This window comes from Streptomyces sp. NPDC005863 (genome assembly GCF_042871345.1).
Taxonomy (GTDB): domain Bacteria; phylum Actinomycetota; class Actinomycetes; order Streptomycetales; family Streptomycetaceae; genus Streptomyces.
The window spans coordinates 111,507-123,848 of sequence record NZ_JBIAII010000014.1 but is presented as its reverse complement, the minus strand read 5'-3'; the positions used below and the strand labels follow the sequence as shown (position 1 = coordinate 123,848).

The following is a 12,342-nucleotide window of genomic DNA, read 5'->3' as shown; positions in this document are numbered from 1 at the left end:
GCCCGGGCGAAAACCCGACCGGGCGGGCGGGTTTTAAACCCTGCAAACCGTTGCCCCCCCCCCGCGCCGCCCCCCCCGCCCGGCGGGGGGGGGGGCCGCCCCCCCCCCCCCCCCCCCGGCGGGCTCTCGCCGCGGGAGCTCCAGGTCCTCGCCGAGCTGACCACAGGCCGCACCAACCGGGAGATCGCGCAGCGCCTGTACGTCACGCCGCGCACCGTGGGGACCCACATCGAGCACATCCTCGCCAAGCTCGACCTGCCCAACCGCGCGGCGGCCGCCGCCCGGGCCGCGGCGTGGGGCATCGAGTCCTCCCCTTGACGGGTTGACGGGAGGGGGACACGGCCTCCGGGGTAAAGGAACCTGACCGGTTCGCCCACCAGACACAAGCTCCAATGTCAAGAGGAAGGAAAATAACTTCTAGGTACAACCAACTGGCCGGATTGAGATCCACATCACGGCGGCGAGCGGAGGAGTCTGATCCACGTTCGTCGAGAGATGCGTGCCGGAGGTGACCGTTCCGGCAGGCCAGTCCCCGAGGGGAGTCCGTGGCATGGGACGTGGCAGGGCGAAGGCGGAGCGGATCGCGGCAGATGCCGCCGAACGCCTTTTTGCCGCCGGGCAGTTGATGCAGCGGGCGCCGACCACGCCCGAGAACCGGGCGGTGTTCCGCACGGACCAGCGCGTCAACGACGAGCCATACCGCGAACGCTGGGCGCACGACAAGGTGGTCCGTTCCACCCACGGGGTGAACTGCACCGGCTCGTGTTCCTGGCAGGTGTACGTCAAGGACGGGCTCATCACCTGGGAGACGCAGGCGACCGACTACCCCTCGGCGGGCGCCGACCGGCCGGACTACGAGCCGCGCGGCTGCCCGCGCGGGGCCTCGTTCTCCTGGTACACGTACTCGCCCACCCGGGTGCGCTACCCGCACGCGCGCGGCGTCCTCGTGGAGATGTTCCGCGACGCCAAGCGCCGTCTGGCCGGCGACCCCGTGGCGGCCTGGGCGGAGATCACCGGCGATCCGGAGAAGCGGCGCCGCTACCAGTCGGCGCGCGGCAAGGGCGGTCTGGTCCGCATCGGCTGGGACGAGGCGCTGGAGATCGCGGCCGCCGCGCATGTCCACACCCTCAAGGAGTACGGCCCCGACCGCATCGCCGGCTTCTCGCCGATCCCCGCGATGTCGATGGCCTCGCACGCGGTCGGGGCGCGCTTCCACTCCCTGATCGGCGCCCCGATGCTGTCGTTCTACGACTGGTACGCGGACCTCCCGATCGCCTCGCCGCAGGTCTTCGGCGACCAGACCGACGTGCCGGAGTCGGGCGACTGGTGGGACGCCGCGTATCTGATGCTGTGGGGTTCCAACGTGCCGGTGACGCGGACGCCGGACGCGCACTGGATGGCCGAGGCGCGCTATCGCGGCCAGAAGGTCGTCGTGGTCTCGCCGGACTACGCGGACGCCACGAAGTTCGCCGACGAGTGGCTGCACCCGCATCCGGGCACCGACGGCGCGCTCGCGATGGCCATGGGGCACGTGATCCTGCGGGAGTGCTTCGTGGACCGGCAGGTGCCGTACTTCACCGACTACGTCAAGCGCTTCACCGATCTGCCCTTCCTCGTGGGGCTCGACGAGCGCGGCGCGGGCGACCACGCGCCCGGCGCCTTCGTCACCGCGCGCGACCTCGACCTGGCCAAGGAGTCCGCGGCCGAGTCGCGGCGCTGGATGCCCGTCCTCTACGACGCGACCGCCGACCGGCCGACCGTCCCGAACGGCACCCTCGGCGACCGCTGGGGCAAGGTCGGCGAGGGGCGCTGGAACCTCGACCTCGGGGACATCGACCCCCTGTTGACGCTGCACGGCCACGCGGGCGCGGAGGCCGTCGAGGTGGTGCTTCCCCGCTTCGACGAGGAGGGCGCGACGAGCCGGCGCACGGTCCCGGCGCTGCGCGTCGACGGGCGCCTCGTGACCACCGTCTTCGACCTGATGCTCGCTCAGTACAGCGTGGCGCGCGAGGGGTTGGGCACGCAGGCGGTGGTCTCGTACGACGACGCAGGCACGCCCTGCACCCCCGCCTGGCAGGAGGCGGTCACCTCGGTCTCCGCGCAGGCCGTGGTGCGGGCGGCGCGGGAGTTCGCCCGGACCGCGGAGCAGACCCGGGGCCGCTGCATGATCGTGATGGGGGCGGGCACCAACCACTGGTTCCACTCGGACACCATCTACCGGTCGTTCCTCTCCCTGCTGCTGCTCACCGGGTGCCAGGGCGTCAACGGCGGCGGCTGGGCGCACTACGTGGGGCAGGAGAAGGTACGCCCGTACGCGGGCTGGCAGCAGCTGGCCACCGCGTCGGACTGGGTGCGCCCCTCGCGGCAGATGGCCGGGACCCCGTACTGGTATCTGCACACCGACCAGTGGCGCTACGAGAAGTTCACCGCGGACACCCTCGCCGCGCCCACCGCACCCGGCGGCCTGGCGGGTCTGCACACCGCCGACCTGGTGTCCCGTTCGGTGCGCCAGGGCTGGATGCCCTCCTCCCCGACGTTCGGCGCCAACCCGCTGGACCTCGGGCGGCGCGTGCACGAGAGCGGCGCCGACCCGGTCGGCTGGGTGGCCGCCGAACGCGACGCGGGGAACCTGTCGTACGCCTGCGAGGACCCCGACGATCCGGCCAACTGGCCGCGGGTGCTCACCGTTTGGCGCGCCAATCTGATCGGCTCGTCCGCCAAGGGCAACGAGTTCTTCCTGCGGCACCTGCTGGGCGCCTCCGACAACGCGAGCGCCGAGGAGGCCGCCCCCGACCAGCGGCCGCGCGAGGTGACCTGGCGGGACGAGGCGCCGCGCGGAAAGATCGACCTGCTGACCTCGCTCGACTTCCGCATGACGTCCACCGGCCTCTTCGCCGACCTGGTGCTGCCCGCGGCGACCTGGTACGAGAAGCACGACCTGTCCAGCACGGACATGCACCCCTACGTGCACGCCTTCTCCCCCGCGATCGATCCGCCCTGGCAGGCCCGCACCGACTTCGAGATCTTCCACGGCCTTGCCGCCGAGGTCAGCAAGCTCGCGCGGGGCCGCCTCGACGTGGCCCACGACCTCATCGCCACCCCGCTGCAGCACGACACGCCCGGCGAGGCGCCGCCCGACGGCCCCACCGGACCGCAGTTCACCCTGGTGGAGCGGGACTACACCGCCATCGGCGACAAGATCGCCGCCCTCGGGCCGCTCACCGGCGATGAGGGCATCACGGTCAAGGGTGTGACCGTGCAGCCGCAGCAGGAGATCGACTGGCTGGCGGCCCGCTGCGGCACGGCCGTCCGCGAACCGGTGCGCGGCCGCCCGCTGCTCGACACGGACGTCAAGATGTGCGAGGCGATCCTCGCGCTGTCCGGCACCACCAACGGCCGGCTCGCCGCCGAGGGGTTCGAGCGGCTCGCCGAGCGGTGCGGCGCCGACACCGGGCTCGGCGAGCTCGCGGCGTCGGTGGCCGAGCGGCGCGTCACGTTCTCCGACACCCAGGCGCGGCCGGTGCAGGTCGGCGCGAGCTTCGAGTGGTCGGGCAAGGAAGGCCCGGAGCGCCGCTACGCCCCGTTCACCATCAACACCGAGCACTTCAAGCCCTGGCACACCCTGACCGGACGTCAGCACTTCTATCTCGACCATCCGTGGATCGCCGAGTACGGCGAACAACTCCCCGTCTACCGGCCGCCGTTGGATCTCGCGGAGCTCGGTGAGCAGCCGAAGGGCGACGCGGCGGGCGGGCGTTCGGTGACGGTGCGCTATCTGACGCCGCACTCGAAGTGGTCGATCCACTCCGAGTACCAGGAGAACCTCCTGATGCAGACGCTGGCCCGGGGCGGCCCGGTCATCTGGATCGGCGTGGCCGACGCCGAGGCGATCGGCGTCGCGGACAACGACTGGATCGAGGCGCAGAACGCCAACGGCGTGGTCGTGGCCCGCGCCGTCGTGTCGCACCGCATGCCGCCCGGCACGGTGTTCATGTACCACGTCCAGGAACGCCTGGTGAACGTGCCGAAGTCCGAGGCGACCGGCCGGCGCGGCGGCGTGCACAACGCCCTGACCAAGCTCCTGATCAAGCCGACCCATCTGATCGGCGGCCACGCCCAGCTCAGCTTCGCCCCCAACTACTACGGCCCCACCGGCAACCAGCGCGACGCGGTCACCGTCATCCGGCGCCGCACCCAGGAGGTCCAGTACTGATGCCCCGCGACGGAGCCCCGATCGGGCGCGTGATGGCGCAAGTGGCGATGGTGATGAACCTCGACAAGTGCATCGGCTGTCACACCTGTTCGGTGACCTGCAAACAGACCTGGACCAACCGGTCGGGCACCGAGTACGTGTGGTTCAACAACGTCGAGACCCGGCCCGGCCAGGGCTACCCCCGCGGCTACGAGGACCAGGACAAGTGGCGCGGCGGCTGGCAGCTCAAGAACGGCCGTCTGGTGCCGCGCAGCGGAGGCCGCGCCCGCCGTCTTGCGCGGCTGTTCGCCAACCCCGAACTGCCCTCGCTCCAGGACTACTACGAGCCCTGGACGTACGACTACGAGACCCTCATCTCCGCGCCGCTCGGCGACGACGTGCCCACCGCGCGGCCCCGCTCCCAGGTCGACGGCGAGCCCACCGCGGTGACCTGGGGGCCCAACTGGGACGACGACCTGGGCGGCGGGCCCGAGCACATCGCCGGCGACCCGATGCTGAAGAAGATGAACGAGCAGGTGCGCCTGGAGTACGAGCAGGCGTTCATGTTCTATCTGCCGCGGATCTGCGAGCACTGCCTCAACCCGTCGTGCGTCGCGGTGTGTCCGTCCGGCGCCCTGTACAAGCGGATCGAGGACGGCATCGTCCTCGTCGACCAGGACCGCTGCCGCGGCTGGCGGATGTGCGTGAGCGGCTGCCCGTACAAGAAGGTCTACTTCAACCACCGGTCGGGCAAGGCCGAGAAGTGCACGTTCTGCTACCCGCGCATCGAGGCGGGCCAGCCGACGGTGTGCTCGGAGACCTGCGTGGGGCGGCTGCGCTATCTGGGCGTGATCCTCTACGACGCGGACAAGGTCGGCGAGGCCGCCGCCACGGAGAACGAACAGGACCTCTACCAGGCCCAGTTGGACTGCTTCCTCGATCCGGACGACCCGGAGGTGGCGCGGGCCGCCGAGGCGGCCGGCATCCCGCACGACTGGGTGACCGCCGCCCGGCGCTCCCCCGTGCACGCCCTGATCAGCACGTACAAGGTGGCGCTCCCGCTGCACCCGGAGTACCGCACCATGCCGATGGTCTGGTACGTCCCGCCGCTGTCGCCCGTCGTGGAGTCCCTGACCGCCACCGGGCACGACGGCGAGGACCCGGCCAAGCTCTTCGCGGCCATCGACTCGCTGCGCATCCCCGTCGCCTACCTCGCCGAGCTCTTCACCGCGGGCGATCCCGCCCCGGTCGAGGCGGCGCTGTGCCGGCTCGCCGCGATGCGCTCCCACATGCGGCGCGTCAACCTCGGCGAGGAGCAGGACCCCGCCATCGCCGGCGCCGTCGGCATGAGCGCCGACGAGATCGAGGGCATGTACCGGCTGCTCGCCCTCGCCAAGTACGACGAGCGCTATGTCATCCCCACCAGTTACACCGCCGAGCTCCCCGCGGACGATCTGGACGCCGGCTGCAGCCTGGAGGGCGACGGCGGGCCCGGCATGTACGACGCGGACACCTTCCACGCCACCCCGGCCCCGGGACGGGAGCCGGAGCACGCGGGGACGTCGCTGCGCGACCGGGTCAACCTCCTGAACTGGAACGGCCGCGGCCGCCCCGACGGTCTCTTCCCGAGCACCGAGGGCGGCGCCCGGTGAACCGCGCCGTCGTCCACCAGGCCGCGTCGCTGCTGCTCGGCTACCCCGACCTGGAATGGCCCGACCGGCTGCGCGCCGTACGCACGGCGCTGGAGCCGGTGCCCGGCGCCGACATCCGCCTCCTGCGGCGCTTCATCGCCCAGGTCGAGGAGACGGCCCCGCTCACCCTCGCCGCCCGGTACGTCGCCACCTTCGACCGCAGCCGCCGGCGCTGTCTGTATCTGACGTACTACACCGACGGCGACACCCGCAGGCGCGGCCCGGCGCTCGCCGGGCTCAAGGCCCTGTACCGCGAGAACGGCTGGCAGGCGCCCGAGGACGAGCTGCCCGACTTCCTGCCCCTGATGCTGGAGTTCGCCGCCCGCGTCCCGGACGCCGGGGCGCGGCTGCTCACCGAGCACCGGCCCGCCCTCGAACTGCTCCGCTTCGGTCTCGCGGCGCACCGCAGTCCGTACGCCGATGTCGTCGAGGCGGTCTGCCACACCCTGCCGGGGCCCGGCCCGGCCACCCGCGAAGCGGCCCAGCGGCTGGCCCGCACCGGACCGCCCGCGGAGTCGGTCGGGCTCGTCACGCTCCCCGTCCCCCGGCTCCGTACCGTTCCCGACGCTCCGCACGCCCAGGAGACCTCCCGGTGAACCACCTGCACATCGCCCTGTGGGGCGTGCTGCCCTATCTCGTCCTCGCCGTCCTGATCATGGGCACGGCCTGGCGCTACCGCTACGACCGCTTCGGCTTCACCACCCGCTCCAGCCAGCTGCACGAGCACCGGCTGCTGAGCATCGGCGGCCCGCTGTTCCACTACGGGCTCCTCTTCGTGGTGGCCGGGCACGTCATCGGGCTCCTGGTGCCCGAGACGCTCACCGAGAGCGTGCACGTCCACGAGTGGCTGTACCACGCCAACGCGCTGCTCGTCGGCGGCACGGCGGGCCTGGCCACCCTGGCCGGTCTGGCCATCCTGCTGTACCGGCGGGCGCGGGTGCCTGCCGTGCGCGCCGGGACCAGCCGCAGCGACCGCGTCGTCTATCCGGTCCTGGTCTGTGTGATCCTCGCCGGTCTCACCGCGACCGCCACCACGCTGCGACCGGACTCCTACGACTACCGGCTCGGCGTCTCGGTGTGGTTCCGCTCGCTGTTCGCCCTCGATCCCGATGTGACGGCCATGGCCGGCGCGCCGCTCGCCTACCAGGTGCACGCCGTGCTCGGCATGACGCTGTTCGCCCTGTGGCCGTTCAGCCGCCTCGTGCACGCCTTCACCGCGCCCGTCGCCTATCTCGCCCGCCCCTACGTCGTCTACCGCTCCCGCGGCGTACCGGCCACCCGCCGGGCGGCGGTGGCCGGCGGCGGCTCAGGGCCGCGCACGGGTCGAGTCGGTGGGCGAGGAGGTGGGCGAGGCGGGACGGGTCGCGGCCGGTGAGGGACGTCCGCCCGGGGGGGGGGGACCCCTATCCGTGGCGGTCCCACGGCCCGCAGGGAGTCTCCGTCTGCTTGCTCCATGGCCCGGTGAATCATGGCCGAGCATGCTGAACACGTACGGATCCCGGCGCAGACGCAAGCGTTCGTGTTCAGCCAGAAGGAACAGTCCGGGTCCGGCTCCCCGCCGGTGCGCCGTCGGGCGGCGCGCGCCGCCGCGGCCGCGGGGCTCACCGCCGCGGTCTGCGCCACCCTCATGACCGGAAGTGCCGGTGCGATCGTCAACGTCCTTGACTCCACCGGGAGTTACCCCTTCATGGCGACGATCCCCGAGTCGGCCCCAGAGCAGGGGCTGTACGACGGGACCTGCGGCGGGTCCCCCGTCGACCGGCAATGGGTGCTGGCCCGCTCCGCGTGCGCGCCCGGCTACGCGGACCGCACCAGGCTGTGCACGATCAGTCGCACGCCCGCCGCCATGGCGTGCTTCGGGGACTCCGGCGGACCGCAGCCGCGCAGGGGCCGCGGCGGGCGGTGGGAACTCGTCGGCGTCACGTCGGGGCCCGGCGCCCCGAACGTGGCGTGTTCGCGGGGGCCGGGCCTCTACACCAGCGCTCCCCCGTACGCGGGCCGGATCACGCGGACCGTGGAAGGGGGCGGCCGCGTCACCGGCCGTTCGGCAGGATCACCGCCCGGCCGTGGACGCGGCCCGCGTGGAGGTCCTCGTACGCGCGGGGCGCGTCGTCGAGCGCGTACGTCTCCACGTGGACGTCGAGCACCCCGGACCTGGCCAGGTCGAGGACCTCGATCAGCTCGGCCCTGCTGCCCCAGTACGGGGAGCGGACCGCGGTGTCGTACGGGGTCGTGCCGAAGCCGACGGCGACCGCCCCGCCCCCGATGCCGACGATGCTGACGTCCGACTCGACCGCGGCGCACCCGATCGCCGTCGCCGCGGTCGGCGGCGCCCCGACGAAGTCGAACACCGCCTGGGCGCCGAGCCCGCCGGTCAGTTCGCGGACCCGGTCCGCCGCCGCCGGGTCGGACAGGACGGCCTCGTGGGCGCCGACCGCACGGGCGAGGCGCAGCTTCTCCTCGGTGACGTCGAGGGCGATCACCCGTGCCGGGGTGAGCGCCCGGAGCAGCTGGATGGCGACGTGCCCGAGGCCACCGGTACCGATGACCACGGCGGTGCTGCCGGGGGTCAGTTTGGGCAGCGACGTGCGGATCGCGTGGTACGGGGTGAGGCCCGCGTCGGTCAGCGGCACTGCGGTCACCGGGTCGAGGCCGCCGAGCGGTACGAGGTGGCGCGGATCGTCCACGAGCAGGTACTCGGCGATGGCGCCGGGCGCCCCGAGCCCGGGCGGGCGGATGCCGAGCCCGGCGGCGCGGGTGCAGTAGTTCTCCTTGCCCTGCGCGCACATCAGGCAGGCGCCGCAGCCCCACGGCCCGTACACGGCCACGGAGTCGCCGAGCGCGAGTCCGGTGACGCCCTCGCCCAGCGCGGCGACGGTGCCGGCCCCCTCGTGGCCGAGGGTGAGCGGCAGCGGGAAGCCGAGGGCCTCGTCCGGTTGGCTCATCACGGCGATGTCGGAGTGGCAGACACCGGCGGCGGTGACCTTCAGGAGCACCTGGCCGGGGCCCGGCGCGGGGCGCGGGACGGTGATCACTTCCGGGGCGGCGCCGGCCCCGCGGTACTGGACGGCCTTCATCTGGGCGGGCAGGCCCGGGAGTTCGCGTGCCGGGTCGACGGGTTGTTGTTGTCCTGACATCGGGGGTGCCTCTTCTGTTGCTGTTCCTGTTGCTGTTCCTGTTGCTGTTGCTGTCTTTGCCGTGTCGATGGAGAGGGTCAGCGGGCCGCGTAGCCGCCGTCGACCAGGTGGTAGCTGCCGTTGATGAACGAGGCGCGGTCGGACAGCAGGAACAGCGTGAGCTCGGCGACCTCGTCGGCGGTGCCCAGACGCCCCTGCGGGTGGAGCGCGATCAGCGCGTCGCGCTGCGTCGCGTCGCCCTTGAGCAGCGGGGTGTCGATGAAGCCGGGGGCGACGGCGTTGACGCGCACGCCGCGGGCCGCGTACTCGACGGCGGCGGTCTTGGTCAGGCCGACGACCGCGTGCTTGGCGGCGGAGTACGCGGCGGAACCCGCGAAGCCGTTGGTGCCGAGGATCGAGGACATGTTGACGACCGCGCCGCCGCCCGCGGCGAGGAGCTGCGGCAGCTCGTACCGGAGGGAGTAGAAGACGCCGTTGAGGTTGGTGTCGATCACGCGCTGCCAGTCCTCGACCGCGTACGCGCCGGTCGGGGCGGACGCACCGGCGATGCCGGCGTTGTTGACGGCCAGGTGGAGGCCGCCGAAGGTCGCGACGGTGAACTCGACGGCGTGGCGCACCGATTCGGGTTCGGTGACGTCGACGCGGACGGCGGCGGCCCGGCCGCCGGCCTCGGTGAGCGTCCGGGCGACGTCCTGCGCGCCCTGCTCGTTGAAGTCCGCGACGACGACGGCGGCGCCCGCCTCGGCGAGCCGGCGCGCGACCTCCAGGCCGATGCCGGACGCGGCGCCGGTGACGAGGGCGGTCTTCCCGGCGAACTCCGCGGTCGCGGGCGAGGTCGCGTCGGCGGCGGGGCTGACGGTGGCGGTGCTGATGGTGTCGTTGGGGGTGCTGTTGCTCATGGTCGTGCCTGGTTTCACGTGGTGGTGGGTGTCTTCGTGGTGGAGGTCGTGCCAGTGATCGTGGTGCGGGGCGCGGGCTCGGCGGCCAGCGCCGCGAACGCCTCGTCGATGAGTTGCGGGAGCCCGCGTCGCTCGCCGGGCGCGATCCAGAACCGTACGGCGGTGCCGAACGCCCCGACCGCCAGCGAGACGGCGAGCGCGGGGCGCAGGTCGTTCTCGGCGTCCAGGCCGAGCCGGCGCGCGACGATCGCCACCGACTCGGTCTCGGCCTCGTCCTGGACCCGCAGATAGGCGGGCAGCAGCGACGGCTCCTCGTGGAGCAGCCGCAGCAGGTCACCCGTGCGGGGCAGGCGGTGCCAGGCGGCCGGCTCGTCGTCGAGCCAGCTCCGCAGGGCCCGGTGGTAGGCCGTGAGCGGACTCTCCTCGGCGGGGCGTCCGGCGAGCGCCGCGTTGATCCGCGCGAAGTCGGCGCGCAGCGCGTCGACCACGGCGTCCTCCTTGCCGGAGAAGTAGCGCGAGAAGGTGCGACGCGAGACGTCGGCGCGTTCGCTGATGGTCTCGACGGTGACTTGATCAAGGCCATGGGCGAGAACCAGGTCCACGGCGGCGTTCGCCATGGCCTCCCGACTCTCCTGGACCTTGCGGGTACGGCGGCCCTGGTTGCGGCTCATGTCTTCGACGGTACTCCTGAAGTGTCCCGCTGGGACAGTTGGCTCAGTGAGACAGAACACACTCCGGCGAGGGCCGGCCTCTGGACCTGGGCGTGTCCCGTGGCGCCGGGGTACTGAACAGAGAGGGGCTCGTGAGGCAGTGAGGCGAGAACACTCGCTGCCGGAACGTGTCGATGGATCGTGGGCCGAGGTCCGGGTGGCGCAGGAGTACGCCACTGTCTCGCCGTACGAGTTCTGAGTCTGCGGCTCATGAGGCCGACCATGGCCAGCGACCACACATGCGATCTGCCCCCGTGCCGGTGCAGCCCTCGCCGCCGCCATAGGGGCCTTCCGGACGCCCGTGGGGAAGACGTAACCGCGCAGCGCGGCCGAGCTTTCGACGAGGGTCCAGAACGAGGCGGCCGGCCGGTGCCGAGTGCGGGGACGACGTGCGGTGGAGCTTGAAGCCGTGCTGAGCAGGATCAGGTGCCGGCAGGACGCATCGTCATGGACCGGGGTGACCGCTGGGGCATGTTGTCGCACCGGTAGGCACCGGGGGCACGGTCGAGGGCGAGGCCGAGGCAGGTGCCGAGAGCGAGTTGGCCGTAGTAGTTCGGGTGCAGAGACTCCTGACGCTGGCCCTGTCCCAGGCCGCTGGTGATGAAGCGGACCCACTCGCTGCGGACACCGGAGGGGCGATCGTTCTGCCCGGCCTGGCTGGTGGTGTCGGAGCAGACCTCACGCCCGTCGAAGGCGTGGGAGAGGTCGAGGAACTCGGTCTTCTGCTCTTGGGCCACCCGGGCGAGACTGGCGCTGACATCAGGTCCCAGCTCATCGTGCGCCCAGGTCAGGTCCTTGTCGAAGAACGGGCAGCCGCCTGTGTAGAGGCGGTCGAATTTGTCGCCGGGGTACCGGATACGGGCCGCGTCCGGCAGGGGGCTGGGCGCGGACTGCAGAATGAGCCGGTAACCGTCGGCCGGGTGACCCGCTCGTGTCATCGCGGTGCGTACGTCGCGGACCGCTGCGGTGACGGCGGCGCGCATGGCCGGCAGGCGCTGCTCGACTGCTTTGGCCTGAGTGGGCGAGCAGGGACGGGCGAAGACCGGTTTGACGAAGTTCTTGGCGCAGGCGCTGATGATGCCCGAGAAGCCGAGGTCGTTGCCGCCGACGGACATGACGACGGCGTGCACGGGGTGGCCGTCGGCGGTCAGCTGGAGTTGCTCCGCCTGGGAGGGCCGGCCCTTGAAGGGTTCGCCGCCGTTCTCGGGAAGCCGGATGGCGGTCGACGTGGCGCCTGAGCAGGCGAGATTGACGCGTCGGTCCGGGCCGGGGGCGGAGTGGACTTCGGCGCTGTCGGAACGGTTGCAGCCGTCCTCGTAGGTGGCGCCGTAGACCGTGTGAGGGTCACTGGCGCGGGTCTGCGGGTTCCATGCCCGGTCGGTGCCCGCGTGTCCTTCCGCGGACTCGTTGCTGTTGCCGGCCCACCGGCCGGCTTCTCCGGAAATGAAGCTGTCTCCCAGCGTCACCAGCAAGGGTCTCTCGTCCGCCACGGCCGCGCGTGCCGGGGCAACAGTGGCGGACGCCAGAGCGGCCAGCGCAACGAGCGTGCCTGTAGTTGCCTTGATGACTGCTTTCTGACGCATGATCAGGGGCGGTGCCATGGCGTCGTTTCTACCGTCGAGGGAGTGACTCTCGGGTGCGCCACGCGGTCAACGGCTCAGCCTCGGGTTCGGATCACCGCTCCATCACCTTCAGGAATCCGGGAACCCGTCG

Annotated in this window: 9 protein-coding genes and 1 pseudogene; 6 read left to right on the top strand and 4 right to left on the bottom strand. The window is 72.1% G+C overall.

Features of this window, described 5'->3' with window-relative positions; genetic code table 11:
* From ACFYO9_RS34525 to ACFYO9_RS34500, 6 genes and pseudogenes are all read left to right on the top strand, one after another.
* A partial coding sequence (locus ACFYO9_RS34525; protein ID WP_388667022.1) for a response regulator transcription factor occupies positions 1-318 on the top strand: 318 nt, incomplete at its 5' end.
* Positions 319-550: 232 nt separating this feature from the next.
* Positions 551-4,213 (top strand): nitrate reductase subunit alpha, encoded by a 3,663-nt coding sequence (locus tag ACFYO9_RS34520; protein ID WP_355815141.1) that lies wholly within the window; start codon positions 551-553, stop codon positions 4,211-4,213.
* A complete protein-coding gene (narH, locus tag ACFYO9_RS34515; RefSeq protein ID WP_358777145.1) occupies positions 4,213-5,844 on the top strand; it encodes a nitrate reductase subunit beta in 1,632 nt (543 codons plus the stop codon). The genes ACFYO9_RS34520 and narH overlap by 1 nt, the downstream gene beginning before the upstream one ends.
* Positions 5,841-6,479: a nitrate reductase molybdenum cofactor assembly chaperone gene (gene narJ / locus ACFYO9_RS34510; protein WP_355815135.1), complete on the top strand. Its 639-nt coding sequence runs from the start codon at positions 5,841-5,843 to the stop codon at positions 6,477-6,479. The genes narH and narJ overlap by 4 nt, the downstream gene beginning before the upstream one ends.
* Positions 6,476-7,258, top strand: a complete 783-nt coding sequence (gene narI / locus ACFYO9_RS34505; RefSeq protein ID WP_358777146.1) for a respiratory nitrate reductase subunit gamma — start codon at positions 6,476-6,478, stop codon at positions 7,256-7,258. The genes narJ and narI overlap by 4 nt, the downstream gene beginning before the upstream one ends.
* 93 nt (positions 7,259-7,351) lie before the next feature.
* A pseudogene (locus tag ACFYO9_RS34500) lies at positions 7,352-7,819 on the top strand (hypothetical protein); the annotation flags it as partial.
* Between the two features lie 97 nt (positions 7,820-7,916).
* On the opposite strand, the gene ACFYO9_RS34495 reads toward ACFYO9_RS34500, so the two are convergent.
* The 4 genes from ACFYO9_RS34495 to ACFYO9_RS34480 form a co-directional block, all read right to left on the bottom strand.
* A complete protein-coding gene (locus tag ACFYO9_RS34495; protein WP_358777207.1) occupies positions 7,917-8,960 on the bottom strand; it encodes an NAD(P)-dependent alcohol dehydrogenase in 1,044 nt (347 codons plus the stop codon).
* A 137-nt stretch (positions 8,961-9,097) separates the two neighbouring features.
* Positions 9,098-9,919, bottom strand: coding sequence for an SDR family NAD(P)-dependent oxidoreductase (locus ACFYO9_RS34490; protein ID WP_388667017.1), 822 nt, complete (start codon positions 9,917-9,919; stop codon positions 9,098-9,100).
* A gap of 14 nt (positions 9,920-9,933) precedes the next feature.
* Positions 9,934-10,590, bottom strand: coding sequence for a TetR family transcriptional regulator (locus tag ACFYO9_RS34485; protein WP_358777147.1), 657 nt, complete (start codon positions 10,588-10,590; stop codon positions 9,934-9,936).
* Between the two features lie 461 nt (positions 10,591-11,051).
* On the bottom strand, positions 11,052-12,230 hold the full coding sequence (locus ACFYO9_RS34480) for a GDSL-type esterase/lipase family protein (RefSeq protein ID WP_358777148.1): 1,179 nt from the start codon (positions 12,228-12,230) through the stop codon (positions 11,052-11,054).
* Positions 12,231-12,342 lie beyond the last annotated feature (112 nt).

Excerpts from the sequence above, each read along its gene's own strand:
- ACFYO9_RS34520 (WP_355815141.1), top strand. The coding sequence starts at position 551 with ATGGGACGTGGCAGGGCGAAGGCGGAGCGGATCGCGGCAGATGCCGCC.
- narH (WP_358777145.1), top strand. The coding sequence starts at position 4,213 with ATGCCCCGCGACGGAGCCCCGATCGGGCGCGTGATGGCGCAAGTGGCG.
- ACFYO9_RS34495 (WP_358777207.1), bottom strand. The coding sequence starts at position 8,960 with ATGAAGGCCGTCCAGTACCGCGGGGCCGGCGCCGCCCCGGAAGTGATC.
- ACFYO9_RS34490 (WP_388667017.1), bottom strand. The coding sequence starts at position 9,919 with ATGAGCAACAGCACCCCCAACGACACCATCAGCACCGCCACCGTCAGC.
- ACFYO9_RS34485 (WP_358777147.1), bottom strand. The coding sequence starts at position 10,590 with ATGAGCCGCAACCAGGGCCGCCGTACCCGCAAGGTCCAGGAGAGTCGG.
- ACFYO9_RS34480 (WP_358777148.1), bottom strand. The coding sequence starts at position 12,230 with ATGGCACCGCCCCTGATCATGCGTCAGAAAGCAGTCATCAAGGCAACT.